This is a genomic window from Pseudohongiella sp. SYSU M77423 (assembly GCF_029911965.1).
GTDB lineage: Bacteria > Pseudomonadota > Gammaproteobacteria > Pseudomonadales > Pseudohongiellaceae > Pseudohongiella.
Genome location: NZ_JARYTH010000001.1, coordinates 785,076 through 809,782, shown reverse-complemented (window position 1 = coordinate 809,782; position 24,707 = coordinate 785,076). Strand labels below are relative to the sequence as shown.

Below are 24,707 nucleotides of genomic sequence, written 5' to 3'. Positions count from 1 at the left end.
TCGCTGGCGTGACAATCATTTAACACCCGTTTAAACCATACGCTGTATCACGCCGTCTAACGCTACAAACAACGGAATTTGTTTGTAAATGTCTCAGCAACTTGATCTTGTCGTGGTGCGCGCCCAGCGTGGTGACCGGCAAGCCTTTTATCAGATCTATCAGGAGCATGTCGGGCGCGTGTATGCGGTCTGCTGGCGCCTGCTTGGTGATCGGCAAAAGGCGGAGGACGCCGCTCAGGAGATATTTATCAAGGTCTGGGAGGCGCTGCCCGACTTCAAGGGAGACAGTAGCCTTGCGACATGGCTGCGCAGTATCGCAACACGGACAGCCATAGACCTGTGGCGCAAAGACAAACGACTGCATTTTGTAGATGCCCAAGACTTTGTCGCGGACATAGACCGGCAGGGGGGCGAGCAGGGCATGGATGGCGAGAACCGGGATCTGGAAATGGCGATCCAGCGTCTGCCGACCCAGGCCCGGGCGGTTTTTATCCTGTGTGCCCTGGAAGGCTATCAGCATAACGAAATAGCGGACCTGCTGCAGATAGCAGAAGGCTCCAGCAAGGCCCAGTACCATCGGGCAAGAACATTGTTAAGGGGGTTTTTGAGTGAAGACTGAAGACCAGCTTGATCAGGCGATTGCCGGTCTGCGCCAGGACATCCAGCCGCGGCGGGATCTGTGGATAGATCTTGAGCAGCGACTTCCGGAGCGTGAAACCGCTTCGGCGCCAAAGCGCAACCGGTTTACGGCGGGCGGTCGCTGGGCAGCCGTGTTTGCTATCGCGCTGGTCGGCACGCTGGCCCTGCGACTGGACTGGCTGCCGGATCCGGGGCTGGCACCGGGTAGCAACGGTGTGCAGATGGCTGAGACGGAAGGCCTCCCCCCGGAAGCCCTGATTGCACAGCAATTTGAAGCGGAAAAAGCCCGCCAGCTCAGCGAGCTGGGCGAGGTGAGCGACGATTTTGGCGACTGGCGTTACCAGATGGCGGTGTGGGACCAGGCGATCGGTCAGGTACAGCAGACCATGAACTATTACCCGGATGACCCGGCCTTACTGAACCAGATGGAAGGACTGTACCGACAACAGCTTGATTACATTCAGCTGATTGCCGTAACCGATACCAGCGGATATTGACCATTAGACTGCGCTGCCGGCCACGACACAGACACATAAAAGTTTAAACAGGAGAGAGACGATGAAAACATTACTGACATTTATACAGGCAGCGGCGCTGATTGCGTTGATTACCGCGCTGAGCATGGTGGAGGCTATTGCCCAACAGGTATCCATTGATGAGATGCGAGAGGTATCCGCCAATGAAAAAATCCGTATCGACGTGATGCGCGGCGATATCTCCATTTCTACCAATACGGATAATCGATTCACTGTCCGGGGCATGCTGGATGAAGACGCCGAGGGCTTTGAGCTCGATTCTGCGCGCGGCTTTACCGACTTTCGTGTGCAAATGCCACGGCGGCTGAATGGGCGCTCTAACAGTCGCGGGTCAGAGCTGGTATTTACGGTCCCCGCCAACAGCGATATCGAGTTTACCGGTGTCAATGTAGAAGTCAGTGTCGATGGGGTTCAGGGTGGCAGCCGCATTCGCACCGTTAATGGTCCGATTGATGCGCGTAATCTGGCCAACTTTGTGGAGTTGGATACCGTCAACGGGGAAATCACGACCATCGACAACCGTGGCCGGGTCACGATCACCACCGTTAATGGCGAGATCGAAGAGCGTGGCACCATTGGGCGTTTGATGGCGCAGGCCGTCAATGGAGAGATTAATGTCGACAGCCTGGCGGAAATTGTGGCGCTGAACGTCGTCAATGGGCGCATCCGAGGCCGTGTGCAGGGTGTACAGGAGCTTGAGATCGAAACCGTCAACGGGAGCATTGAATTGCAGCTGCCTGACAGCCAGGCGCCACGTGTCAGTGGTAGTAGCGTGAGCGGCTCCATGGTGCTAGGCTTTGATGCCAATGTCGACGCCCGGTTTACGCTGCGCAGCAATGCTGGTGGCAGTATCCGCAATGGCTTGACCGATGATGAGCCCGTGCGGGGCAGCTTCGGGCCGTCGCGCCGACTGGAATTCACCACAGGAGAGGGGGCAGGAGATGTCACACTGACATCACTGAGTGGACGCCTGGAGGTGGAACAACAATAACAAACCGCAGGAGTATCACAATGGTTCGAGTTTTCAGAGTGTTAATGGCAGCGTTTTTGCTGCTGCCACTGGCGGGCGTAAACGCGCAGGACGAACCGCTGGCAGTGCTGGTACCCGGTGGCGGCGACTACAGCCGCCCCACCTCTCTGACCAATCCACAAGCGCAGGCGTTTTTTGATCAGGGCCTGCGCATGGCCTGGAGCTTCTACTTCCCTGAATCCATTGCCTCCTACCAGGAAGCTGCCAGACTCGAACCCGATAATCCCATGCCGTACTGGGGCCTGGCCCACGCCGCTGGCCCCAACCCTAACAGCCGTTACGCCAATCTGCCCGATGACCCTCAGGGTGCTGGTCTGGAGGCCATCCGCCGCGCGCTGGAGCTGTCCAACAACGGCACAGCCAAAGAGCGCGAGATGATCAATGCGCTGTTTGTGCTGTACAACAAGGATGCCATCCCGGATGACCGCGAGCGCGATGCGGCCTACGTTAGTGCCATGGCGGATCTGCATGCTAAATATCCGGATGATCCGGATATCGCCACGGTGTACGCCGAGGCCTACATGAACACTACGCGCTGGGATTACTGGAATGCAGACGGCTCTGCCAGGCCAGGTACCGCCGATGCCCAGGCGGCGCTGGAGACCGCGATGACCGTCTCTCACGACCACCCGGGTGCAAATCATCTGTATATCCACCTGATGGAGGCGTCTTCACAGCCCGAGCTGGCCATGCCGGCCGCGCAAAAGCTGGAGGCCACCGTGCCGATTTCCGGCCATATGGTGCACATGCCCGGGCACATCTATCTGCGCGTTGGTGAGTATGAAAAGGCAGTCAGCACCAATGAGCGCTCACAGATTGTTGATCAGCAGTTTGCCGAGATTTGGGGCGAGACCAACTTCCCGACAATTGCCACCTACAATCTTTCGCATCGTTCGCACGCTGGTCACGCACTGGACTTTGTCCGTTACGCCAACATGCTGCAGGGCAATTACGCCAACGCCTCGGAGGCTGCCGCCCGCAATGCTGGCAACTCCATGCCTGGCATGGGCCGTGGACAAAAGTTCATCGCCCATGAGTGGGTGATGGACAAGGTATTTGGTCAGTGGGACAAGATTCATGCGGAAAATGCCGCGCGTCGCGAGCGCGCCACGACACCGTATTTGAGCGGCATGCTCAGTTACGTGATGGGCAGCGCTCACGTAGCCATGGGGCACATGGATGCCGCCCAGCAGGAACTGGACAATATCCGCACACAGATCGCTGCGGACAACGTCAACGAAGGCGTTGGCCCGACACCTGCTGACCATGTGCTGACGCTGGCCATGCACGCGCTGATGGGCGAGATGGAAGAAGCCAATGGCAACCTGGATGCCGCCATCATGCACTACCAGCAGGCCGTGGAATATCAGGACAACCTGAACTACACCGAACCACCGGACTGGTCGCACTCCATGCGTCTGTACCTAGGCGCTGCACTGATTGATGCCGGCCGTGCTGAGGAAGCCGAAGCGGTTTACCGCAAAGATCTGGAATGGAACCAGCAGAATGGCTGGTCTAATTTTGGCCTGGCACAGGCGCTGGCAGCTCAGGGCCGCGACGCCGAGGCGCAGATTATATTCCGTCAGTTTGAGGACCAGTGGCGCAATGCGGACGTCGAGCTGGAACGCTCGCGGCTGTGAGACATTAGCCAGGCAAGAGTACCAGACGATCAAAAAGATGGTGCTGCCGACAATCAGTTGATACCCTGACAGGACAACATACAACGCAAGGGAATGCGTCTGTCCGTCCAAGATCAATAATAATGATTCGGGGGTAGTTCTGTATGCGTCACCTGTCCGTCTTGCCGGCACGTTCTGTGCTGGCTGTTCTGCTTGTCCTGTCGTCCTCAACCGTGCTTGCCCAGACACTGGAGCCCACAGGCCCCATGCCCTATGACATTGTCGAAAGCTGGGCCAAACCCTTTGCCGAGCGGGGTTACTCGTGGGGCGGCAATTCCGGCATTCATATCGAGAATGAGGATCGCATCATCATCGTTCAGCGCGGTGAGACCGAACTGCCCGATCCCATACCGCCGGAGTACACCAACTTTCCCGGCTCCATGGGCTGGAATGTCATTCAGGGGCAAGGCCGGACCTGGCAGAATCTGCTTTATGTGATGAACAGCGAGGGTGAAGTCCAGGAGGTCTGGAATCAGTGGGATCATCTGTGGAAAGGCACAGACGGCCCCGGCCCGCACCGGCTGCGTGTCAGTCCCTACGATCCTGAGCGACGTATCTGGGTGGTCGAAGAAACCGGTCATGTCATCTATGTATTCTCCCAGGATGGCCAGCATCTGATTCGCATGCTCGGTGAAAAGAATGTCTCCGGCAGCGATGAAACGCATTTCGGCAAACCGCAGGATGTAACCTTCCTCCCTGATGGTCATGTGCTGGTCGCCGATGGCCTGGAAAACGCACGTGTTGTCATCCTGAATAATGAGGGACAGTACGTCGGTGAATTCGGCTCGCGTGGCGAAGCGCCCGGTCAGTTTCAGAGTGTGCATGGCATAGCGATGGGGCCGGATAACAAGGTGTACGTGGTCGACCGCGATGGTCTGAACATTCAGGTATTTCAGCAGACCAATCCGGGACGCGGCGAAGTGCCCAACTTTGAGTTTGTTGATCGCTGGACCGGTCCCAACTTCCCGCTGGATATCATCGTCAGTGATGAATACGCCTGGGTGACCGACATTCGCCCGCCCAAGATTCTGCAGTTCGATCTGGAAGGCAATCACGTCTACACCTGGCTGCTGCCTGGCGAGGGCCCCACTGCCTGGCTGGAGATGCATTCATTTGCGGTAGATGCAGAGGGCAATCTATACGGCACCGACAACCAGTATGCGCGACCTCAGAAACTGGTGCCGCGTGCGGATGCCGATCCAAAGCATCTGGTGCAAAGGCAGTATGTGCCGTGAAACTCGGTCAAGCCTGGAGTGTCAACGGCCTTGCATCAATGTGCAACGCCGTTGGCCGGGCTCACTTCTAAAATCAGCCCTCTACAAACACGTCTAGAACGCTGCAACCGAGCGGGCGCTCATGTATAGTGGCAGGCGTAATTTCCATCCGATAATCAAAGAGGAATGACACAACCATGTTCAGCCATGTCATGTTGGGTGCCAACGATATTGAACAATCAAAAAAATTCTACGATGCGATTCTGGGCACGCTGGGCGTCAAGCCTGGCTTTATTGATCCGAAAGGACGCTGTTTTTATCGCACCAGCGCCGGTGTATTCGCGCTGACCAAGCCTCTTGATGGCAATCCGGCCAGCCATGGCAATGGCAGCACACTTGGCTTCGCGGCGGAATCTCCTGAGGCTGTTGAGACCTGGCACAAGGTGGGGCTGGAAAATGGTGGGGTTGCCTGTGAGGACCCGCCCGGCATTCGCGAGGGTAACGGGATGAAGCTTTACCTGGCATATCTCCGGGATCCGGCCGGCAATAAAATCTGTGCGATGCACCGGGTTCCGTGATTTTAGAGAATAGCTAGCACTAGTCAGTCAGTTATCCGCCGGCCAGAGCTCAGGCTCTGAACTTTGGCCGGCGGGTACTTCTCCAGAGACGGGAATGATGGTGTCATCAGCTTGACCGTCGTCCAGCCCGGCCCCGCCTCTCGTTTCCTGCCAGAGTATGAAAAGACCCAGCAAGGCAATCAGCACCAGTTTGATCTGATGAGACCGCTTCACGGGGTTCAGCCCCTGGGCGGCATCGGTATCAGCACGGAAGTGCGTTGCTTGTAGGCCTGGTACTCGGCCTCGTCACCCCAGCGCTTGTCCGCTTTTTTCTCCAGCAATGGCACACCGCTGATTTTTGTCAGCAGAACGGTGACAAAGATCGGCGAAATCAATGTAGCGTACTGCCAGCCGCTGAGCACGGGCAGTGCGATCAGCGCCACACCGAACCACAGCGTAATTTCACCGAAGTAATTGGGGTGCCGTGACCAGGACCAGATACCCGAGGTAATGAATCGACCCTTGTTATCCGGGTTGGCTTTGAACTGTCGTTTCTGAATATCTGCGGTCATCTCGATCAGCATGCCCACTACCCAGACCGCCAGACCCACCCAGGCCAGTATGCCCAGTGGCTCACGAATCCCGTTGGTAATGGCAGCCAGTGCGGCAGCGCTGGTGACAAACACCCAAAGGCCCTGTAGCGTCCAGGTAAGAAAGAAGCGGCTGAAAACTGGTTTGATGGTATCAAAGCGGGTGTCTGCACCATCTTTCTTGATGCGCAGGAAGAGAAAACTGCCCAGGCGCAGAGTCCACAGAAGGATAAGCGCGGCCAGCAACATGCCGCGGGTGTCCAGATCGGGGGTCACTACCAGGGTTGTCAGCGTCACGGTGATAAAGCTCAGGCTGCCAGTCAGGTCGTAGTAATGCTCAGTCTGGGCCAGATACGAAGGCAGAAACACCAGCCAGTTGATGCCCATGGCAATAGCGGCACACAAAATCAATATTGGCACGTCCAGTCCTGCTATCGTGGTTGTGTTGCCGTTCTGGCTGCCGGCGAAAGCGATAAGGCCTGTAAATGCCGCAGCCACCAGGCTGTAAAAAAACAGTTTGCCGTGTTCAGGTTTGTCTTGTTGCTGATCTGCCATAAGGATACTCCAGCGTCTTCGTCGAGCGTCATGTTGTTCGGGCAGGGTGAGTATCTGCTCGCTTAAACCGGATATACGCCTGTTTATCAAAATCAGTTTATCAGATCGAATAAAGTAGTTTGGCCGGTGTAGTATCCAGAAGGAACCAATCAGAGACGAATGCAGGTGCAACAGGAACTTTCAAAGGACTTGATCAGGCGGTGCCAGACGGGGGATAGAAGCGCCTTCTCAGAGCTGGTTGGCCAGCTGATGCGCCCGGCCTACTTTCAGGCACTGGCGCTGCTCGGCAACGAGGATGATGCCCGGGAAGTCTCCCAGGAAACCTTTGCCAGAGTCTGGCGATCGATCGGTCAGTATGATGCGACACAGCCGTTTTACCCCTGGTTTTACACCGTGTTGAGAAACCTGGCAATGAATGCCCTGCGCAGCCGGCGTCGACGTCCGCAGGTGGGCGGGGATTTTGCGGACGCCTGGCTGGAAACGGCTGCTGATCAGGCCGGCCGGGAGCCAGAGCAGGAATTGCGGCGACAGCAACAGGTGGCGCGCGTCAATGCGGCCCTGATGCTGCTGTCGGTCAGTGACAGGGAGATCATCAGCCTGAAAGACATACACGATTATGCTTATAAGGACATCGCCGGCCTGCTGGATATTCCGATTGGTACGGTCATGTCGCGGCTTTATACGGCTCGCGCCCGTCTGCGGAGCCTGCTGGAGGAGGATGGTGATGAACAGCCCTGAGAAAAATGGGGACACATCAATCAGCGCGGACAATATCCATCAATGGCTGATGGCTGAACTGGACGGCGAGGTCAGTGACGCCCAGCGCATTGAAATACAGCGCTGGCTGGAATCTGACCCTGCCCTCCAGAAGGAATACGAAGCCATGAAACGAACACGGGAGCTCACTGTGACAAGCAGATTCAAAGAACCCTCACCCGAAGTATGGGATAACTATTGGCAGGGTGTATACCGTCGGGTAGAGCGTGGCATTGGCTGGATCCTGTTTTCAATCGGTGCCATTGTGCTGATGTTCTACGGTGCCTGGGAAATTGGGCGCAGCTGGTTTACCGACAGCAGCATTCCGCTGTGGATTCGCCTGGCTGGCGGCAGTATGGTGGCGGGTGGCACTATTTTGATGGTGTCGATCATAAGGGAGCGACTGTTTTTGCACAAAAACGAACGATACAAGGATATTCAACGATGATCATCGCAACGTCAGCAAGCATAGCCGGTCGGCCGGTTACCGAAACACTGGGAATCGTGCGGGGCAACACCATTCGCGCGCGTCATGTGGGTCGCGACATTCTGGCCGGACTCAAAATGCTGGTTGGTGGTGAGATACACGACTACACCAAAATGATGGCGGAGTCGCGCGAGCAGTCGATTGACCGGATGATTGCCGAAGCACAGGCGCTGGGCGCTGATGCCATTGTCGAGGTGCGATTTTCAACCAGTTACATCATGACCGGTGCGGCCGAGATACTGGTTTACGGAACAGCGGTAAGACTGGGCGCAAGCTGAAGCAGGTGCAGCTGAGGACGAGTGTTATTCGTCCTCAAGCGCCTGCCATTGCTCAAACAGCTGATCCAGTTTTTCCTGCAGGGCCGCCATTTTATCCAGCGTCGGCTGAATTTTAGTCTGCGGCTGGTCGTAGAATCCTGGCTCGGCCATGCTGTCTTCAACGGCCTTGATTTCCTGCTCGGTTTTTTCAATCTGCCGCGTGACCTGATCCAGTGCTTTCTGTTTCTGGCGGTCAATTTTCTGATTGGTTTTCTGTTCGGTGCGCTGTTCCGTTTTTTGGATTGATGCCGTATTGCTGGTGGGTGTCTTCGTGTCCTTCTGTTTGCGCTCATCTGTCAGGAAGGACAGCATTTTGCCGCCCTGATCCAGCCAGTCCTGATAGCCGCCAACATACTCCTTCACGATGCCAGGACCTTCAAAAACGATAGAGCTGGTCACCACGTTGTCCAGGAATTTCCGGTCGTGGCTGACGACCAGCAGCGTGCCACTGAAATCCAGCAGAATTTCTTCCAGCAGTTCCAGCGTTTCCATGTCCAGATCGTTGGTCGGTTCGTCCAGCACCACCAGATTGGCAGGTTTGCTGAACAGTTTGGCAAGGATCAGACGGTTCTGCTCCCCGCCGGAAAGGGACTTGATCGGCTGGCGCACGCGCTTGGGCGGAAACAGAAAATCCTGCAGATAGCTAATGACATGTTTCTGCTTGCCATTGATGTCGATGAACTCACGACCCTCGGCCAGATAGTCGATGATGTTCTGTTCAAGGTCGAGCTGGTTGCGCAACTGGTCGAAGTAAAGAATCTCCAGGTTGGTGCCCAGCTTGACCTTGCCGCTGTCGGGTACAATCTCGCCCAGCAGAATGCGCAGCAGCGTGGTTTTGCCACTGCCGTTGGCGCCAATCAGACCCACGCGATCGCCGCGCAGAATTTTGGTCGAGAAGTTTTTCAGAATAAGCTGATCACCAAAGCGGTGATTCAGGTCTTCCGCCTCCACAACAATTTTGCCGGAGCTGCCGGCCTGTTCCAGTGACATGCGCGCCGGGCCGCTGAGCTCGCGGCGCTGTTTGCGCTCTTCACGCAGTTGTTTAAGTGCCCGGACACGCCCTTCGTTACGGGTGCGTCGTGCCTTGATGCCCTGGCGAATCCAGCGCTCTTCCTCAGCGAGTTTCTTGTCAAACTCCTGGTTGGCTTTTTCTTCTGCTTCCAGTTGCTGTTCGCGAAACACCAGGAAGCGCTCATAGCCATATTCCCAGCTGCGCAGACGGCCGCGATCCAGCTCGATAATGCGATTGCTGATGCTCTGCAGGAACTGACGATCGTGGGTGATCACCAACACGGCGCCGCGGAATTCATTGAGCGTATTCTCCAGCCACTCAATGGTCGGGATGTCCAGATGGTTGGTGGGCTCGTCCAGCATTAGCAGGTCGGGTTCAGCGATCAGCGCGCGGCCCAGTGCGGCCCGCCGTCGGCTGCCTCCTGACAGGGTTTTCATTTTTGCATCGGCTGGCAGCTTGAGCACATCCAGCATGGCTTCGATACGATGTTCCACCGCCCAGCCATCTACCTGTTCTATCTGCTTCTGCAGACTGGCCATGCGATCCAGCACCTGCTGATCGCTGAAGTCGGTGTTGCTGTCCCGCGTCAACTGGTGGTACTGACGCAGCAGGTCGCCCAGGCCTTCCAGACCGCCAGCAATGTAGTCGTACAGCGTCTGCTCATCACGCTCCGGCAGTTGCTGGTCCAGATAGGCGACCTTGATGCCTTCGGCACGCCACAGCTCGCCGCCATCTGCCTGAATGCGGCCCAGCAGAACCTTCATGAATGTGGACTTACCCGCGCCATTGGGGCCGAGAATGCCGATACGCTCCCCTTTGTGGATGGTCAGCGATACCTGGTCCAGCAGTGGGTGGTCGCCAAAGGCGAGCGACAGATTGTTGAGTCTGAATAACAGCATGATGTCCAACAGTGTGAAGGCTGCGCTGGTCAAGCGCGCGGCTTGTATTTGAAGCGCTGCAGTATAAACTTAACTGCCTGGCCCAAACAAAGGATTACTGTGCTAATTACCGATCATCTCCCCGACGCCCTCAAACCCGTTCTCGAGCGATACTGGCAGCGTTTCCAGGAAGGCAAGCTACCCTCATCGCTGCTGCAGCGCCTGGAAGATCAGCCGGGCCTGCTGCGCGAGCTGGCCCAGGTCTGGGCCGCCAGCGACTACGCGGCTACTGTGTGCATCCAGCATCCGGAGTTACTGCTGGCGCTACTGGATTCGGGTACATTGCACCATCCACTGGGTGACGAATATCAGCAAACACTGGTGCAAACGGTGCAGGCTTCGGCAGAGTCTGAGACAGATGTCACGAGCCTGTCGATGGACACACTAAAACAGCGCTTGCGATTGAATCAGCAGCAGCAGATGCTGCGCCTGATATGGCGCGATGTCACCCAGCAGGCCTCCATGCGCGATACTGCGGCGGAAGTGTCCACGCTGGCTGAAGCAGCGCTGGATGTGACTCTGGAGATCCTCTATCAGCAGGCAGTTGCCGAGCTCGGCGTGCCGATTGGTGCGCGCAGCGGCGAACCTGTCCGGATGGTGGTGATTGGCATGGGCAAGCTGGGGGCAGGTGAACTGAACCTGTCTTCCGATATTGATCTGATGTTTGCCTATCCGGAGTCTGGCGAGACCACTTCTGAGAATGGCAAAGAGCCCATCACCTGCCAGCAGTTCTTCCTGAAACTGGGCCAGCAGCTGATTGACGCCCTGGATGCGGTCACAGCGGATGGCTTCGTATTCCGGGTGGACATGCGCCTGCGCCCCTATGGCAGCGAAGGTGTGCTGGTGTGCAGCTTTGATGCCATGGAGAACTATTACCAGTCGCAGGGGCGTGACTGGGAGCGTTACGCCATGATCAAGGCACGCGCCGTGGCGGGCGATATCAAGGCCGGCCAGGAGTTGCTGCAGCGACTGCGACCCTTCAGCTACCGGCGCTACCTGGATTTTTCGGCGATTGAGTCGCTGCGTGCCATGAAACTTCAGATCAACAAACAGGTGCGCAAAAAAGGCATGGATCAGGATATCAAGCTGGGCGCCGGCGGTATCCGTGAAGTCGAGTTTATTGTTCAGGCGCTGCAGATGGTGCATGGCGGGCGCGACAAACGCCTGCAGCAGGAGTCACTGTACAAGGCCATGGATGCGCTGGTGGCCGGCGAGTATCTGTCAGCAGAGACCGTGCAGTCACTGCGAAATGCCTACAATTTTCTGCGCGATCTGGAGCACAAACTGCAGGGCTTCGCAAACCAGCAGACACAGGCTTTACCCAGCTTAGAGCAGGAGCAGCTGCGGGTGGCCATCGCTATGGGCGTGCCTGACCTGAAAAACGCCTCATGGTCGACTCTGCTGGATGTGCTGGAGCAGCATCGCGCCATCGTGCGTGAGCATTACCGAGACGTGATTCAGGTTGATGACGAGGATGACGCGACCCGTCACGATGTCAATGACGCCGAACTGCTGGCGCTGTGGCAACGGGAGTTAAGTGACGAGGCCGCCGTTACCGAATTGCAGAATCTGGGCTTCGAGCAGGCAGAGGCCAGCTGGCAGTTGCTGTGCGAGTTTCGCCAGGATCGGGTATTCCGTACTTTGCCAGCTGACAGCCGGCAGCGCTTTAACCGCTTCATGCCGCTGCTGCTGGCCACTCTGGCGCACGAAAACACACCCAGCCTCGGGCTGGAACGGGTGATGAAACTGGTTGCTGCTGTCGCCCGGCGTACCGCCTACCTGGTGCTGCTGTCAGAAAATCCTTCCGCCATGCGGCAGTTCGTTCAGCTGTGCACCGCCAGTCCCTTCATCGCCGACTTCATGAGCAAACATCCGGTGCTGCTTGATGAACTGCTCTCGGTGGTGCGGCAGCCGCCGGAGAAGTCCGCACTGCAGGAAGAGCTGGTGCAGGGTCTGATGCGAATCAACGAAGAAAATTTTGAAGAGCAGATGGAATTCCTGCGCTACTTCAAGCAATGCCATACCCTGCAGGTGGCGGCCGCACAGATAACCGGCTCGATGACGGTAATGAAAGTCAGCGACTATCTGACATTTACCGCCGAGGCCATTCTTGAGCAGGTGCTGGCACTGTGCTGGCAGCACCTGACACGCAAGCACGGCTATCCGGTCAACAGCCATGACAAACACGGCGAAATGGACTTTGTTGTCATTGCCTACGGCAAACTGGGCGGTATCGAACTCAGCTATCTGTCGGACCTGGATCTTGTTTTTGTGCATGACGGTACGCTGGAGCACGACACTGTTGCTGCGGAAGGGCAGAAATCCATCAACAGCAGAGAGTTCTACACACGCCTGGCGCAACGTGTAATTACCATGCTGGGGACACACACCATGTCCGGCAAGCTGTATGAAGTCGATATGCGGCTGAGGCCCTCTGGCGAATCCGGATTGCTGGTGACCACCTTGCCCGCGTTTGAAAACTATCAACGCAAAGAGGCCTGGACCTGGGAGCATCAGGCGCTGGTGCGCTCGCGAGCAGTAGCTGGCTCTATGGTCATGGCCGAACAGTTTGAGAGCCTGCGTGCCACGCTGCTGAGCGAAGCGCGAGACATCGACAGGCTGGCAGCTGATGTGATCAATATGCGCAAAAAAATGCGCGATGAACTGACCCGTAAAGCGGGTCGCAAAGCGAACCAGCCTGCTTTTGTCATCAAGCAGGGGTTGGGCGGTATCGTTGATATTGAGTTTATCGTTCAATTTCTGGTGCTGTCGCAGTCTCAGGACTGCGCCGGTCTGACGCGCTATTCGGACAATATGCGCATACTGGAGTCCGCTGAGCAATGCGAGCTGTTGTCGGATCAGGCCATTAAGAACCTGATGGCCGCCTATCTGGCACTGCGCTCAACCCTTCACGAATTTGCCCTGCAGCAGACCGATGCCAGTGAGCTCAGTGAAGAGCAGTGTGAGGCAACCCTGGCCCCGCTGGCTGAATCGCGTGAACAGGTAGCGGCTATCTGGCAGCAGGTGTTTGCCCCTTATATGAAGTCGACTGAAGCTTCACCCACCGGAGTACCTCAGTGAGTACGCCACAACGCATTCTGATTGTTGGTCCTTCCTGGGTGGGCGATATGGTCATGGCGCAGTCGCTGTTCATTGAGTTGCGCCATCGTCATCCGGGGGCAGTTATCGACGTGCTGGCGCCGGCCTGGAGCCGCCCATTGCTGGCGCGTATGCCACAGGTAAATCAGGCAATCGATCTGCCGCTGGCGCATCGTGAGGTCGGTCTGGGCAAGCGCTATCGATTGGGCCGCAAGCTGGCGGAACAGCGCTATGACCAGGCCATTCTATTACCCAACTCCTTTAAGTCCGCACTGGTTCCGCTGTTCGCAGGCATTCCCCTGCGTACGGGTTGGCGCGGCGAAAAACGCGGCTGGGTTTTAAATGACTGCCGCGACCTGGACAAACAGGCACTGCCACTTATGGTGCAGCGGTTCGTGGCGCTGGCGTTACCGGCAGACACGGTGTTGCCGACTGACCTGCCAGATCCATTGCCGGTGCCGCAACTGCAGGTAAAGCGGGAGCAGGCCCGACAGGTATGTGAACAGTTTGCTTTACCGCCAGATCAGCGTTTACTGATGTTGTGTCCAGGTGCTGAATTTGGTGACGCCAAACGTTGGCCCTGTGAGCACTATGCCGAAGTTGCCAGAGACCACATCAACAAAGGCTGGCATGTGGTGCTGATGGGTTCTGCCAAAGACCAGGCAGTGACGGGTGAGATTGCGGCGCTGGCAGGCAGTGACGCCTGTCATGACCTGGCCGGCAAGACCTCGCTCGATCAGGCCATTGATGTACTGTCGCAGGCAACTGCCGTAGTCAGCAATGATTCGGGACTGATGCATATTGCAGCCGCGCTGCATCGTCCGCTGGTCGCGGTTTACGGTTCCACGTCGGCAGACTTTACGCCACCGCTGTCTGACCAGGTAGCGATCCTGAATACTGACATCGATTGCAGACCCTGCTTTCAGCGGGAATGCCCTTTGCAACACAAACGTTGTCTCACTGAACTTGAGCCGTCACGCGTCATCAAGGCGCTGGAGCGGCTGTCCGCCAGTATCATAGTGGGAGACATGCAACCTTGCGTATCCTGATTGTCAAAACCTCATCGCTCGGTGATGTCATCCACACCTTGCCGGCCCTTACTGATGCCATGCAGGCCATTCCCGGCCTGCAGGCAGACTGGGTCGTCGAGGAAGCATTTGCGGAGATTCCGGGCTGGCATCCTGCTGTTGTTGATGTGATACCGGTTGCTATTCGCCGGTGGCGCAAGAACTGGTGGCAGTCACTGACCGGTGGCGAGTACAGGCGTTTTCGTCGTCAGCTCAAATCACAGCGCTATGATGTTGTGATTGACGCTCAGGGTCTGGTCAAAAGTGCATTGATTGCCTGGCAGGCCAGGGGGCAGCGTGTCGGCCTTGACCGGGACAGCATCAAGGAACCGGCCAGCAGCCTGCTTTATCAGAAGCGTCTGGCAGTGCCAAAAGGTGGCCATGCTGTGCAGCGTGTGCGTCAGCTTTTTGCACAGGCGATGGGCTATAGCTTTGATCCCGATGCAATCGACTACGGTATTCAGCCCGGTTCCCCGTTACCTGCGTCCGGCGACAGGCCAGCGTTGATGTTTTTGCATGGCACAACCTGGCAGAGCAAACACTGGCCCTTGCCGTACTGGCAGGAGCTGGCCCGGCTGGCAGTGGCGTCAGGATACGAGGTCAGGGTTTCCTGGGGCAATCTGCAGGAGCAGGAGCGTGCCGAAGCGATCGCTGATGGCCTGACCGGTGTCACTGTGCTGGACAAACAGAGCCTGACCGGACTTGCACAGCAGCTGCAGCAGTGCCAGGGCGTAGTCGCGGTGGATACTGGTCTGGGACACCTGGCAGCGGCGCTGAATATACCAACGGTTTCTCTGTATGGAGCCACCAATCCGGGTCTGTCAGGAACGTTTGGCTACCATCAATTGCACCTGAAGGCAGACCTGGCCTGTTCGCCCTGCATGCGGCGCGAATGCAGTTATCGTGGTCAACCGCTGTTTGACACAACTGAGCGAGAGGGTGAGTTTCAGGTGCAGCCGCCGTGTTACCGATCGCTGGCGCCTGACATGGTTTTCTCTCATCTTTGTCGCATGATCACGGAAGCGGATACGCAGGGTGAGCAGCCGTGAAAATCGCCATGCTCATTTATAAGTACTATCCTTACGGCGGGCAGCAGCGCGACTTTATGCGCATTGCGTTGAGGTGTCTCGAGGCTGGTCACCAGGTCGATGTCTACTGCCTGTCCTGGCAGGGCGATGTTCCAGACGGTATTGTGAGACATCTGGTCCCCGTGTCTGCAATCAGTCGGCATGTTCTGTATCAACGTTATACCGAGTGGACCCAGGCGGCCTTGAAGAAACAGTCCTATGATGTGGTGGTGGGCTTCAGCAAAATGCCGGGACTGGATGTTCATTTCGCCGCTGATCCCTGTTTTGCGGAAAGGATGCGCCGGGAGAATCGCTTTATCAGCCGTTACCTGCCACGCTATCAGCACTTCCTTCGCTATGAGCAGGCGGTCTTTGGTGCCGACCGTCGCACTCAGGTCATGATCCTGTCGCCGCAACAGCAAAAAGATTTCACCGCGCACTATCCCGGCTGTGAAGACAGATTGCACATGCTGCCCCCGGGTATCAGCCGTGACCGCTTGCCTGGCGACGACACTGAAGCCGTCCGCACTGCAGTTCGCGATCAGTACCAGCGTACCCCGAACGAACTGTTAGTTCTTCAGGTCGGCTCCGGATTTCGTGTCAAAGGGCTGGATCGTTCGATTCGTGCGCTGGCGGCGCTACCAGCGGCACTCCGGCAGCGGGCTCGACTTCTGGTCATTGGCCAGGGTCGTACTACAAAGTATCGACGCCTGGCCCGTCGCCTCGGGATTGGTGACCGAGTGGAGTTTCTGGGTGGTCGTGACGACGTTCCCAGGTTTTTCGCCGCCTGTGATCTTTACCTGAATCCGGCTCACTATGAAAGTGCCGGGTACACCATAATAGAGGCTATCATCAATGGCATGCCGGTATTGACCACCGATGCCTGTGGATATGCATTCCATGTGCGTCAGGCTGGCGCCGGCCAGGTCTGCCCGTCGCCGTTTCGGCAAAAGGATCTGAATGCCCGACTGCACGAAATGCTCATCTCCTCCGACCGACATAACTGGCGCAGCAACGGGCTGGCATATGTAGACAAGGTCGACGTGTTCGGAATGGCGGATACCGCTCTGGCAATCATCGAGTCGGCGGCGAGGCTGGAGCAGGTGCCAGTATGAAGCAGAACCTGCAGATGCGCGAGGATATGCGATTGCACCTGGGTGACAGGGAAGTCTTCACCCAGGCTATGAATTTACAGGGCGACATTTACCGTCAGGCGCCCGGGCGACGGACTTTGCGATTCGAGGTGAATGGTCACGCTTATTTCGCCAAGATTCATCAGGGAGTCGGCTGGGCAGAGATACTCAAGAACCTGTTGACCTTGCGTATGCCAATCATCGGCGCGCGTACTGAATGGCAGGCCATCACTCATCTGACCGAACTGGGTGTGCCTACCATGAAAGTGGCGGCTTTTGGGGAGCGTGGCGCAAACCCGGCACAGCGCGAATCATTTCTGATCACAGACGAAATTGCACCAAGCATCAGTCTGGAGACCTATTGCGAACAATGGGCCAATGACCGCCCGCCGCGTCACTACCGCTGGCAATTGATCAGTGCAGTTGCTGAGATCGCGCGTCGCATGCACAGCAGTGGTATGTGTCACCGGGATTTTTATCTGTGCCATTTTCTGCTGAGCTGCCGTATGGACGGCAGCGTGGCTACCGACGCCGCACCGGTCCTGTCAGTCATTGATCTGCATCGCGCTCTGATCCGTCCTGCGCTGTCCAGGCGCTGGATCGTCAAGGATATTGCTGGACTGTATTTTTCGAGTGAGCCCGCGGGGCTAAGCCGCACAGACTGCTTTCGCTTTATTCGCGATTACACCGGACAGTCACCAGCACAGGTGCTTCGCGGAGACGCTGATTTCTGGCGCCAGGTCATGATCAAGGCAGGGCGCGTCGCCCGCCGGGACCGGCTGAAACCATTGCGCCGGATGGTATCTACGCTCTACCGCGATGGGCCGGACATTGCCCGGCAGCAGGACTTCGGGCGAGTAGCGCTGTTTCATCGCAGCGGTGACTGCGCCGCTCTTCAGCAGTTCATTGCTGATCCTGACGCAGCGATTGCTGAAGGCAGACTCCTTAAAGATGGTGACTCAACGACAGTCGTGAGCCTGCCATTGGGTGGCAAAACCTGTGTGGTTAAGCGGTATAATCTGCGCAATCCGGGCTACCTGCTGCGGCGCCTGTTTCGGCCAAGTCGCGCGTGGTACTGCTGGCGAAACGCGCACTGGCTGCAGCAGATGGGACTGAACACACCCAGGCCGGTTCTGATGCTGGAACATCGCTGGGGTCCGCTGCGGGGCGTTGCCTACTTTGTCACTGAGATTTCGGAGGGTACGGACTTACTTTCCATGCTGTCACAGGATGTGGAGTGCGAAGTGTGGACGGACGTGTTGCGGCAGTTCCGACGTCTTTTTGCGACGATGAAACAGTACCGGATGATCCACGGCGATATGAAAGCGAGCAATTTTCTGTATCATCAGGATGAGCAGGGCGGCAAGCTGATCACACTGGATCTGGATGCGATGCGGCGCGAAGGGCTGACGACGCGTTTTCACCGGTATTTTGAACGAGATGTGGAAAGATTTCTTGCCAACTGGCGCGATAAACCCACCGAGCAGCAGGCCGTCCGTTCGCAGCTTGGTGCTTCGATTACATTAAACAAGGCCGATTGATATGCCTGTGATCACATTGGGACTGTCTGGCGAACTGGGATACGACGCAGCCGCCGCATTGTTTATTGACGGCGAGGTGGTCGCAGCCGTAGAGGAAGAGCGTCTGGTCAGGCGCAAACACGCCCGCGGCATGATGCCAGTCAATGCCGTGCGCTACTGCCTGCGCTCCGCAAAACTCAAGCCCCGGCAGATCGACCAGGTCGCCATATCCTACGCACCAGTTTCCATCTTCGGACGCGCACGCTGGCACTACGCCGCGCGGATGTGGTACGCGCCTGATCGCGCACTCGATGCGCTGTTTAATGGTAATCGTCGTTATCGCCGCTACGTTAAACGCGTCAAGGCCATGCTGGCTGAACTGGCGATTCCCTGGGAGAAAGTGCGGTTTGTCCCGGTTGAGCATCAACTTGCACATGCCGCGAGTGCCTACAATCTCAGCGGCTTCAAAGGCAAAACCGCCATCCTGAGCCTGGACCTGCGTGGAGAATACGCCACGACACTGTTCGCTTATGGCGAAAACGGGCGCATCCACAAAATCAAAGAGCTTTATGAGCCTGACTCTCTTAAAGGTCTGTATGGTGCCATGTGTGATTACCTGGGCTTTGATTCGCTGGATGGTGAAACCAAAGTTATGGGCATTGCCACTTACGGCAACGCAGAAAAATACGACCTGTCGTTTCTGGCCGATTACAGTGGCAAGGATTTTCGCATCAACACCCGCATGATCCGCACTGTCGGTCTGCGGCGCTACAAGCAGCGCAGTGTCGGTTACCCCTACAGTGAAGATTTTATCGACCAGCTGGGCCCGCGCCGGGCTGGTGACGTGTTCCAGGATCCCTATGTGCACTACGCCGCCGCCATGCAGAAGTTGCATGAAAAGATTACAACCGGACTGGTCACCCATTATCTGGCAGATGTGCTGAAGGAAAACGGGCAGCTGGTGATCGCGGGTATGGGCGCGTTTAACGTTAAATTGAATAGGCGCCTGCTGGACCTGCCCTGGGTCAAACAGCTGTATGTACAGCCGATGGCAGGCGACGCGGGCACGGCCATTGGTGCTGCCGCCTACGCTATCAGCAAACAGAATATTGAGGTTGGCAAACTGCGGCATACCTACCTTGGTCCGCGCTTCACTACCGACCAGTGCATACGTGCGTGCAAGGCCCATCGCGATCGTCCGGTGTTCGAAATTCTCGACAGTCCTGCAGAAAAGGCTGCGGAACTGCTTGCCGAAGGTCATCTGGTGGCGTGGTTCCAGGGGCGCATGGAGTTTGGGCCGCGGGCGCTGGGTAACCGTAGTATTCTTGGGAATCCGCGCATCTCCGGCAGTGTTCAGGAGATAAATCAGAAAGTGAAGTTCCGCGAAAAGTGGCGCGCATTTTCACCCAGCATGCTGGAGTCGCTGGCCAAACAAATGCTGGACCTTGATCATGCAGCCGACTTTATGACCATTTCGTTTGACGTTGTGCCTGAATGGCGCGAGCTGTTTCCAGCTGTTGTGTACAAAGATGGCACCACGCGTGCCCATGTGGTGCGCAAGGCAAGCAATCCACGTTTTCATGCCGTGCTGGAGGCGATGGAGAAAAAAACCGGCTATGGGATTGTGCTGAACACTTCACTGAACCGTCCCGGTGAAGCGATGATCTGCAGCCCGGAGGATGCGCTGGACATGTTCCATGGGTCTGACCTGGAATACATGATCATGCAGGACGTGCTGGTTACCAAATCGGACGACGAGGTACAGGGCTGGTAGTCCGCTAAACGCCACGCTGACAGTCAGCGCTATGGCAGTTCCTTTTCAAACACCAGCAAATCTGCGCCGCGCTCGGCACTGAAGCTGCGGATCAGTCGCAGGGCGCCGCGATTGATCTCTGCCTGCAGTTGCTGATCAAAGCTGCCACGCGGTGTCAGGGCGAATATGGTGCCAGGCGAAGCCCGCATCAGCAGTTCCGGCTCCATCTCCCGGCGCACCACATCATAGTCTTCAACGCGGCCTGTTTCGTAGGCCAAATATATTTCATTGGTGACCAGTGGCGCATCGCGGCGCGTGCTCTGTTCAATCCATGCTGTGGCTTCCTGCAGGTGGCGCTTGGGATCCCCAAAAGAAATGTGTGAATCAATAAACGCAAACAGCAGCAGAAAAATCATCAGCCCGGCGAAACGTCTGATCCGGTTTTCGGCCGCAGCAATACGCCAGCTGCGATCGACAATAAACGGAATGAAGATCAGCAGTACTGTACAGAACATCAGCGCATAGCGGGTAGTGATAAATCGCGTCAGCAGGATGAAGGCCAGCAATATCAGCAATGATGTGCCGGCCCATATCAGCAGCACGTTCATCGCCGGATGCTCAAGTTTTACCAGACGTTTGAGATAACCGTAGGCCAGCAGGGGCGCGCCGACCAGTCCCAGGCTGTCAATCAGGCAGGCAAGCAGTACCGCCAACAGTCCAACAAAAAGGAATATACCGGAATACTGGCCCACGAACTGCGCACCGTAGTCGCCGAACACCGCTGCATTCAGTGCAGCGTCAGGCTGAAAAATATCCTGCAGATTGTTGAGAAAAGGCTGGTAGATCAGCGCGAAGTTTTGCAGTTGTTGTTGCAGCTCGACCTGGCTGAACGCGAACACAATCAGCAGCGGCGCAATGGCCAGCAGGGCGATGATTTCCAGACGCAGGAAACCGCGCCGGCGATTGTTCTCTGACAGTGATTTGTTCATCAGCAGCGTGACAGGTGACACATACATCAGCAGCAGTGCCTCCGGTCGGAACAGGGCGGCAGCCAGACTTGCGGCGACAAACAGCACGGCATGGCGCAGCAGCAGGGTGCGATTGAAGTGGATCAGCTGCAGCATGGCTATCAGTGCAAAACCCAGAAAGCCAATGTCACGAATAATGTAGGCCCGGAACTCATTGATCAGTGGGAAACTGAGGATGACCAGCATGGCAAGCCAGACCACGCGGCGGGTGGGTGCCAGCGCCGCAACCAGATTGACAAAGGCAAGGCTCATCAAAGCGAAGGTAAGTGCGTTTAATAAATAGGCTGCCTGAAACATGCTCAGCCCGGTAATTTTGTGGATCATCGCGATCACAAGTGACATGTGCGCCCACTGATAGTGACCGTAGGCGGCCGACAGGCCCTGCTCAAGCGCGATCTCTGCCGTTCGAACGTAGATGTATGCGTCAGTATTGGGCTGCGCATTCAGGGTCACCGCCAGCCACGACAGCAACAGGCTGGCGAGCACAGTGATCAGTCGGATCAGGGTCAGTGGCGGGAGATGGGGCCTGTATGCCGGGTTCATGGTTGCACTCAGTGACGATCGTGGGAAGGAGGCAGCTGCCTGCTGTACAGATCCGGGCTGCCTTCGGGGCGCGTCTTGAACCGTCTGTGCAGCCAGATGTACTGTTCGGGTGCTTTTCGAATGGCAGCTTCGATCAGTGTATTGATTCGTTTCACGTCGGCGTGGTCGTCGCCCGTCGGATAGTCTTCCAGAGGTTCGCTGAAATACAGGTGATAACCACTGTTGTCGGCGTTGCGATAATGCGCCAGAAAGATGACCAGCGAATTATTAAACCCGGCGTATTTGCTGGTCGCAGTGATGCTGGCGGCAGGTATGCCAAAGAAGTCGACAAAGATGGAATGTCTGGGCCCGTAGTCCTGATCGGCGGCGTACCAGAGCACATGGCCTTCCTGCAGGCGGCGTAGCGCCCGACGTACTTCTTTGCGCTCAACAACGGCGCCGTAGAGACGCTGCCGGCCGCGTTTCATCAGGGCATCGAATAATGGATTCTTGTGGGCGCGATAGGTTACGTCAATTGGGTAAAGCAGCGACATCAGACTGCCAACAAACTCGATGGTCGAGAAGTGAGCGCTGACCAGCAGTACGCCGCGGCCCTGCTCATGTGCCTTGATCAGGTTTTCCAGTCCGGTGGACTGCACCATGTGTTTGAAATCGGCAGGTTTGCGGCACCAGGCCAGACCGATCTCCATGACACCCACGCCATTGGACTTGAAGGTTTCGCGCACGAGTTTACGCTGCTGATCCTTGCTCAGTTCGGGAAAACACAGCTCAATGTTGCGTTGACAGACCCGGCGACGGCTGCCCGCCAGCCGGTACATCAGCAGCCCCAGTATCTCGCCGATCCAGACCTGCAGGCGATAGGGCAGATGTGCAATCAGCCAGATAAACCCATAGGCCAGCCAGGTCGGCCAGTAACGCGGCCCCAGATAGTCGCGTGGATTGTCGCTGTGTTGCGGTCGCTGCCTGCTCACACTTTACCTGTCAGTCTGATTATTGTCAGGCCGCATTGTAGCAGGAACCGCGGCAGGCATGACAAACCGGTGTCCTGCCCGGCAGGATGTCCGGATGGCGGGCTGTGCTATGATGGCCGCCATTGATTGTGTGTATCGCCGACGGGCGACAGGACAGTGAATCCTCATGAATATCGATTTACCGCAATACCCCCTGGCTCGTGTACTGGTGGCCGGTGATGTGATGCTGGACCGCTACTGGCATGGCAAGGCTTCGCGTATTTCGCCAGAGGCGCCGGTGCCGGTTGTCAAAGTGGCAGCCAATGAAGATCGCCCCGGTGGCGCCGCCAACGTGGCCCTCAATATCGCAGCGCTGGGTGCCGCCGCCTCGGTAGCTGGCATCACAGGACGCGATGAAGCTGCTGACGAGCTGCAGGGCAAGCTGCAGGCCGCCGGTGTCGATTGCCAGTTCACATCAACAGACAATATTCCGACCATTACCAAGCTGCGCATCATCAGCCAGCAACAACAGCTGCTGCGGGTCGATTTTGAAGAGGCCTTCCCTGCAGAAGCAGTGGATGCCATGCATCAGCATGTCCAGCAGGCGCTTGAGGCGACCCAGGTACTGGTGCTGTCGGATTACGGCAAAGGCTCGCTGGCACAGACGCGCCATCTGATCCAGGCAGCCAGAGAGCGCTGCGTGCCGGTCGTGGTCGATCCCAAGGGGACAGACTTCAGCAAATATCACGGTGCTACTGTTATTACCCCCAATCTTTCGGAATTCGAGGCGGTGGTGGGTGCCTGTCACAGCGAGGATGAGCTGATCGAGCGCGGGCAGCGGCTGCGGGAAACCCTGGCGCTGGACGCTGTCCTGGTCACTCGGGGCGAAAAAGGCATGACATTGTTGCAGGCCTCGCGTGCCGCGCTGCACCTGCCAGCCCAGGCGCGCGAAGTATTTGATGTAACCGGTGCTGGCGACACGGTGGTGGCTGTACTGGCCGCATCTTTGGCTGCCGGTGAGGACATGGAAAAATCCGTCATGCTTGCCAATCTTGCCGCAGGGCTGGCGGTTGCCCGTCTTGGCACTGCCGCGATCAGTGGCCCCGAGCTGCGTCGCGCCCTGCAGTCACTGCAGGGAACCGGCCGCGGTGCCATGACCGCAGATCAGCTGGTGATGGCGGTCGAAGATGCCCGCGCGCATGGCGAGAAGATTGTGTTTACCAATGGCTGCTTCGACATCATTCATGCCGGTCATGTGGGATATCTGGCACAGGCCCGGCAGCTTGGCGATCGCCTGATTGTCGCCATCAATGACGACGACTCGGTGCGCCGACTCAAGGGCGAAAGCCGCCCCATCAATCCGGTCGAACGGCGTATGGCGGTGCTGGCAGGGCTTGAGGCCGTGGACTGGGTGGTGAGTTTTACTGAAGATACACCGGAAAATCTGTTGACGCGCCTCCAGCCGGATATTCTGGTCAAGGGCGGCGACTACACCGATGAGCAGGTGGTCGGCGGTGATTATGTCCGCAGCTACGGGGGGCAGGTTAAAGTGCTTTCCTTTCTGGATAACTGTTCCACATCAGCCATTGTCGAGAAAGTGAGGCGCGGCTGAATTCATGTATACTCGCGAGAGACCATTTGCTTGTCAGTCTGAAACCAGGGAGTAAAAACAATGTTTAAAAAGGTGTTTGCTATTGGTACGTTGGTATTGTCGTCAGTGCTTGTTGTCACCGTGAGTGCGCAGCAGGATGAGCCCACACCGCAGGAGCGTGCTGCAGCATCGACTGAGACACGTCAGGCTGTTTTTAAACTGTTGGCGTTCAACATGGCACCCATCAGCGGCATGGCGCGTGGCGCCGAATTTGATGCGGCCCTGGCCGAGCGCAATGCTCGCCGTATTGCCGAGCTGGCACCAATGATTCCGGAAGTATTCGCTGCAAATGACACGCGTGAATTCACGGTGGAAACCGAAGCCCTGCCCATTATCTGGGACAACATGGCTGACTTTGAACAGAAAGCCAGTGAGCTGCAGGCGGCTGCGCTGACCTTTGCCGATGTCGCATCAGGCGGTGATCGCAATACCACGATCGCTGCAGTGCGCGCCTTCGGTTCGACCTGTGGCAACTGCCACCGTGAGTACCGCGTCGACTAACAGGCTGTTGAAAAACTATCTGCGTTGCCATTGCTTCGTTAAAAACAGGCTCAAAATGCTCATTTACTCCGTGTAAACTGCGCTT

At 57.0% G+C, this 24,707-nt stretch carries 22 protein-coding genes; 17 read left to right on the top strand and 5 right to left on the bottom strand.

The window, feature by feature from the left end; genetic code table 11:
* Positions 1 to 88: 88 nt before the first annotated feature.
* From QGM61_RS03465 to QGM61_RS03440, 6 genes are all read left to right on the top strand, one after another.
* Entirely contained in the window at positions 89 to 619 is a 531-nt protein-coding gene (locus QGM61_RS03465; RefSeq protein ID WP_281131963.1) for an RNA polymerase sigma factor, read from the top strand.
* A complete protein-coding gene (locus tag QGM61_RS03460; protein WP_281131961.1) occupies positions 609 to 1,136 on the top strand; it encodes a hypothetical protein in 528 nt (175 codons plus the stop codon). Before QGM61_RS03465 ends, QGM61_RS03460 begins: the two co-directional genes overlap by 11 nt.
* 61 nt (positions 1,137 to 1,197) lie before the next feature.
* Positions 1,198 to 2,166: a DUF4097 family beta strand repeat-containing protein gene (locus tag QGM61_RS03455; protein ID WP_281131959.1), complete on the top strand. Its 969-nt coding sequence runs from the start codon at positions 1,198 to 1,200 to the stop codon at positions 2,164 to 2,166.
* 20 nt (positions 2,167 to 2,186) lie between these two features.
* Positions 2,187 to 3,845, top strand: coding sequence for a hypothetical protein (locus QGM61_RS03450; RefSeq protein WP_281131957.1), 1,659 nt, complete (start codon positions 2,187 to 2,189; stop codon positions 3,843 to 3,845).
* A 143-nt stretch (positions 3,846 to 3,988) separates the two neighbouring features.
* A complete protein-coding gene (locus tag QGM61_RS03445; RefSeq protein WP_281131955.1) occupies positions 3,989 to 5,119 on the top strand; it encodes a hypothetical protein in 1,131 nt (376 codons plus the stop codon).
* 176 nt (positions 5,120 to 5,295) lie between these two features.
* On the top strand, positions 5,296 to 5,676 hold the full coding sequence (locus tag QGM61_RS03440; RefSeq protein ID WP_237132794.1) for a VOC family protein: 381 nt from the start codon (positions 5,296 to 5,298) through the stop codon (positions 5,674 to 5,676).
* Between the two features lie 27 nt (positions 5,677 to 5,703).
* On the opposite strand, the gene QGM61_RS03435 is transcribed toward QGM61_RS03440, so the two are convergent.
* Together QGM61_RS03435 and QGM61_RS03430 are read right to left on the bottom strand one after the other, a co-directional pair.
* Positions 5,704 to 5,889 carry a hypothetical protein gene (locus tag QGM61_RS03435; protein WP_281131953.1) on the bottom strand — a complete coding sequence of 62 codons (186 nt, stop codon included), beginning with the start codon at positions 5,887 to 5,889 and terminating at the stop codon, positions 5,704 to 5,706.
* Between the two features lie 5 nt (positions 5,890 to 5,894).
* Positions 5,895 to 6,800 (bottom strand): DUF1295 domain-containing protein, encoded by a 906-nt coding sequence (locus QGM61_RS03430; RefSeq protein WP_281131951.1) that lies wholly within the window; start codon positions 6,798 to 6,800, stop codon positions 5,895 to 5,897.
* A 189-nt stretch (positions 6,801 to 6,989) separates the two neighbouring features.
* On the opposite strand from QGM61_RS03430, the gene QGM61_RS03425 reads away from it, so the two are divergent.
* Genes QGM61_RS03425 through QGM61_RS03415 form a run of 3 tightly spaced genes read left to right on the top strand, consistent with a single transcriptional unit; the run spans position 6,990 to position 8,321 of the window.
* Positions 6,990 to 7,538 carry an RNA polymerase sigma factor gene (locus QGM61_RS03425; protein ID WP_281131949.1) on the top strand — a complete coding sequence of 183 codons (549 nt, stop codon included), beginning with the start codon at positions 6,990 to 6,992 and terminating at the stop codon, positions 7,536 to 7,538.
* Positions 7,525 to 8,004, top strand: coding sequence for a DUF4880 domain-containing protein (locus QGM61_RS03420; RefSeq protein ID WP_281131947.1), 480 nt, complete (start codon positions 7,525 to 7,527; stop codon positions 8,002 to 8,004). Before QGM61_RS03425 ends, QGM61_RS03420 begins: the two co-directional genes overlap by 14 nt.
* The gene (locus tag QGM61_RS03415) at positions 8,001 to 8,321 is read left to right on the top strand and encodes a YbjQ family protein (RefSeq protein WP_237132799.1); all 321 of its coding nucleotides are present in this window, start codon (positions 8,001 to 8,003) and stop codon (positions 8,319 to 8,321) included. Before QGM61_RS03420 ends, QGM61_RS03415 begins: the two co-directional genes overlap by 4 nt.
* A gap of 24 nt (positions 8,322 to 8,345) precedes the next feature.
* On the opposite strand, the gene QGM61_RS03410 is transcribed toward QGM61_RS03415, so the two are convergent.
* Positions 8,346 to 10,271 carry an ATP-binding cassette domain-containing protein gene (locus tag QGM61_RS03410; RefSeq protein ID WP_281132071.1) on the bottom strand — a complete coding sequence of 642 codons (1,926 nt, stop codon included), beginning with the start codon at positions 10,269 to 10,271 and terminating at the stop codon, positions 8,346 to 8,348.
* Between the two features lie 99 nt (positions 10,272 to 10,370).
* Here QGM61_RS03410 and glnE point away from each other — a divergent pair, with 99 nt between their 5' ends.
* Genes glnE through QGM61_RS03380 form a run of 6 tightly spaced genes read left to right on the top strand, consistent with a single transcriptional unit; the run spans position 10,371 to position 19,970 of the window.
* Complete coding sequence (glnE, locus tag QGM61_RS03405; protein WP_281131944.1) at positions 10,371 to 13,391, top strand: bifunctional [glutamate--ammonia ligase]-adenylyl-L-tyrosine phosphorylase/[glutamate--ammonia-ligase] adenylyltransferase; 3,021 nt, start codon at positions 10,371 to 10,373, stop codon at positions 13,389 to 13,391.
* Positions 13,388 to 14,458 carry a lipopolysaccharide heptosyltransferase II gene (gene waaF, locus QGM61_RS03400; protein WP_317622127.1) on the top strand — a complete coding sequence of 357 codons (1,071 nt, stop codon included), beginning with the start codon at positions 13,388 to 13,390 and terminating at the stop codon, positions 14,456 to 14,458. Before glnE ends, waaF begins: the two co-directional genes overlap by 4 nt.
* The gene (waaC, locus tag QGM61_RS03395) at positions 14,446 to 15,525 is read left to right on the top strand and encodes a lipopolysaccharide heptosyltransferase I (RefSeq protein WP_281131942.1); all 1,080 of its coding nucleotides are present in this window, start codon (positions 14,446 to 14,448) and stop codon (positions 15,523 to 15,525) included. The genes waaF and waaC overlap by 13 nt, the downstream gene beginning before the upstream one ends.
* Positions 15,526 to 15,533: 8 nt before the next feature.
* Positions 15,534 to 16,658 (top strand): glycosyltransferase family 4 protein, encoded by a 1,125-nt coding sequence (locus QGM61_RS03390; RefSeq protein WP_281131940.1) that lies wholly within the window; start codon positions 15,534 to 15,536, stop codon positions 16,656 to 16,658.
* Positions 16,655 to 18,217, top strand: coding sequence for a lipopolysaccharide core heptose(I) kinase RfaP (rfaP, locus tag QGM61_RS03385; protein WP_281131938.1), 1,563 nt, complete (start codon positions 16,655 to 16,657; stop codon positions 18,215 to 18,217). The genes QGM61_RS03390 and rfaP overlap by 4 nt, the downstream gene beginning before the upstream one ends.
* Before the next feature lies 1 nt (position 18,218).
* On the top strand, positions 18,219 to 19,970 hold the full coding sequence (locus QGM61_RS03380; RefSeq protein ID WP_237132805.1) for a carbamoyltransferase: 1,752 nt from the start codon (positions 18,219 to 18,221) through the stop codon (positions 19,968 to 19,970).
* A gap of 29 nt (positions 19,971 to 19,999) precedes the next feature.
* Here QGM61_RS03380 and QGM61_RS03375 read toward each other — a convergent pair whose 3' ends face one another.
* Entirely contained in the window at positions 20,000 to 21,520 is a 1,521-nt protein-coding gene (locus tag QGM61_RS03375; protein ID WP_281131936.1) for a hypothetical protein, read from the bottom strand.
* A gap of 8 nt (positions 21,521 to 21,528) precedes the next feature.
* The gene (gene lpxL, locus QGM61_RS03370) at positions 21,529 to 22,491 is read right to left on the bottom strand and encodes an LpxL/LpxP family Kdo(2)-lipid IV(A) lauroyl/palmitoleoyl acyltransferase (RefSeq protein WP_281131934.1); all 963 of its coding nucleotides are present in this window, start codon (positions 22,489 to 22,491) and stop codon (positions 21,529 to 21,531) included.
* Positions 22,492 to 22,657: 166 nt separating this feature from the next.
* Between lpxL and hldE the strand changes: the two genes are divergently transcribed.
* Together hldE and QGM61_RS03360 are read left to right on the top strand one after the other, a co-directional pair.
* On the top strand, positions 22,658 to 24,082 hold the full coding sequence (hldE, locus tag QGM61_RS03365) for a bifunctional D-glycero-beta-D-manno-heptose-7-phosphate kinase/D-glycero-beta-D-manno-heptose 1-phosphate adenylyltransferase HldE (RefSeq protein ID WP_237132808.1): 1,425 nt from the start codon (positions 22,658 to 22,660) through the stop codon (positions 24,080 to 24,082).
* Between the two features lie 60 nt (positions 24,083 to 24,142).
* Positions 24,143 to 24,622: a c-type cytochrome gene (locus tag QGM61_RS03360; RefSeq protein WP_281131931.1), complete on the top strand. Its 480-nt coding sequence runs from the start codon at positions 24,143 to 24,145 to the stop codon at positions 24,620 to 24,622.
* Positions 24,623 to 24,707: the final 85 nt, after the last annotated feature.

What these genes read in the sequence shown, in the direction of transcription:
- QGM61_RS03360 (WP_281131931.1), top strand. Translation starts at nt 24,143, where the DNA reads ATGTTTAAAAAGGTGTTTGCTATTGGTACGTTGGTATTGTCGTCAGTG.
- QGM61_RS03440 (WP_237132794.1), top strand. Translation starts at nt 5,296, where the DNA reads ATGTTCAGCCATGTCATGTTGGGTGCCAACGATATTGAACAATCAAAA.
- QGM61_RS03390 (WP_281131940.1), top strand. Translation starts at nt 15,534, where the DNA reads ATGCTCATTTATAAGTACTATCCTTACGGCGGGCAGCAGCGCGACTTT.
- QGM61_RS03375 (WP_281131936.1), bottom strand. Translation starts at nt 21,520, where the DNA reads ATGAACCCGGCATACAGGCCCCATCTCCCGCCACTGACCCTGATCCGA.
- hldE (WP_237132808.1), top strand. Translation starts at nt 22,658, where the DNA reads ATGAATATCGATTTACCGCAATACCCCCTGGCTCGTGTACTGGTGGCC.
- QGM61_RS03420 (WP_281131947.1), top strand. Translation starts at nt 7,525, where the DNA reads ATGAACAGCCCTGAGAAAAATGGGGACACATCAATCAGCGCGGACAAT.
- QGM61_RS03455 (WP_281131959.1), top strand. Translation starts at nt 1,198, where the DNA reads ATGAAAACATTACTGACATTTATACAGGCAGCGGCGCTGATTGCGTTG.
- QGM61_RS03410 (WP_281132071.1), bottom strand. Translation starts at nt 10,271, where the DNA reads ATGCTGTTATTCAGACTCAACAATCTGTCGCTCGCCTTTGGCGACCAC.
- QGM61_RS03415 (WP_237132799.1), top strand. Translation starts at nt 8,001, where the DNA reads ATGATCATCGCAACGTCAGCAAGCATAGCCGGTCGGCCGGTTACCGAA.
- rfaP (WP_281131938.1), top strand. Translation starts at nt 16,655, where the DNA reads ATGAAGCAGAACCTGCAGATGCGCGAGGATATGCGATTGCACCTGGGT.
- QGM61_RS03465 (WP_281131963.1), top strand. Translation starts at nt 89, where the DNA reads ATGTCTCAGCAACTTGATCTTGTCGTGGTGCGCGCCCAGCGTGGTGAC.
- QGM61_RS03430 (WP_281131951.1), bottom strand. Translation starts at nt 6,800, where the DNA reads ATGGCAGATCAGCAACAAGACAAACCTGAACACGGCAAACTGTTTTTT.
- QGM61_RS03380 (WP_237132805.1), top strand. Translation starts at nt 18,219, where the DNA reads ATGCCTGTGATCACATTGGGACTGTCTGGCGAACTGGGATACGACGCA.
- QGM61_RS03445 (WP_281131955.1), top strand. Translation starts at nt 3,989, where the DNA reads ATGCGTCACCTGTCCGTCTTGCCGGCACGTTCTGTGCTGGCTGTTCTG.
- QGM61_RS03450 (WP_281131957.1), top strand. Translation starts at nt 2,187, where the DNA reads ATGGTTCGAGTTTTCAGAGTGTTAATGGCAGCGTTTTTGCTGCTGCCA.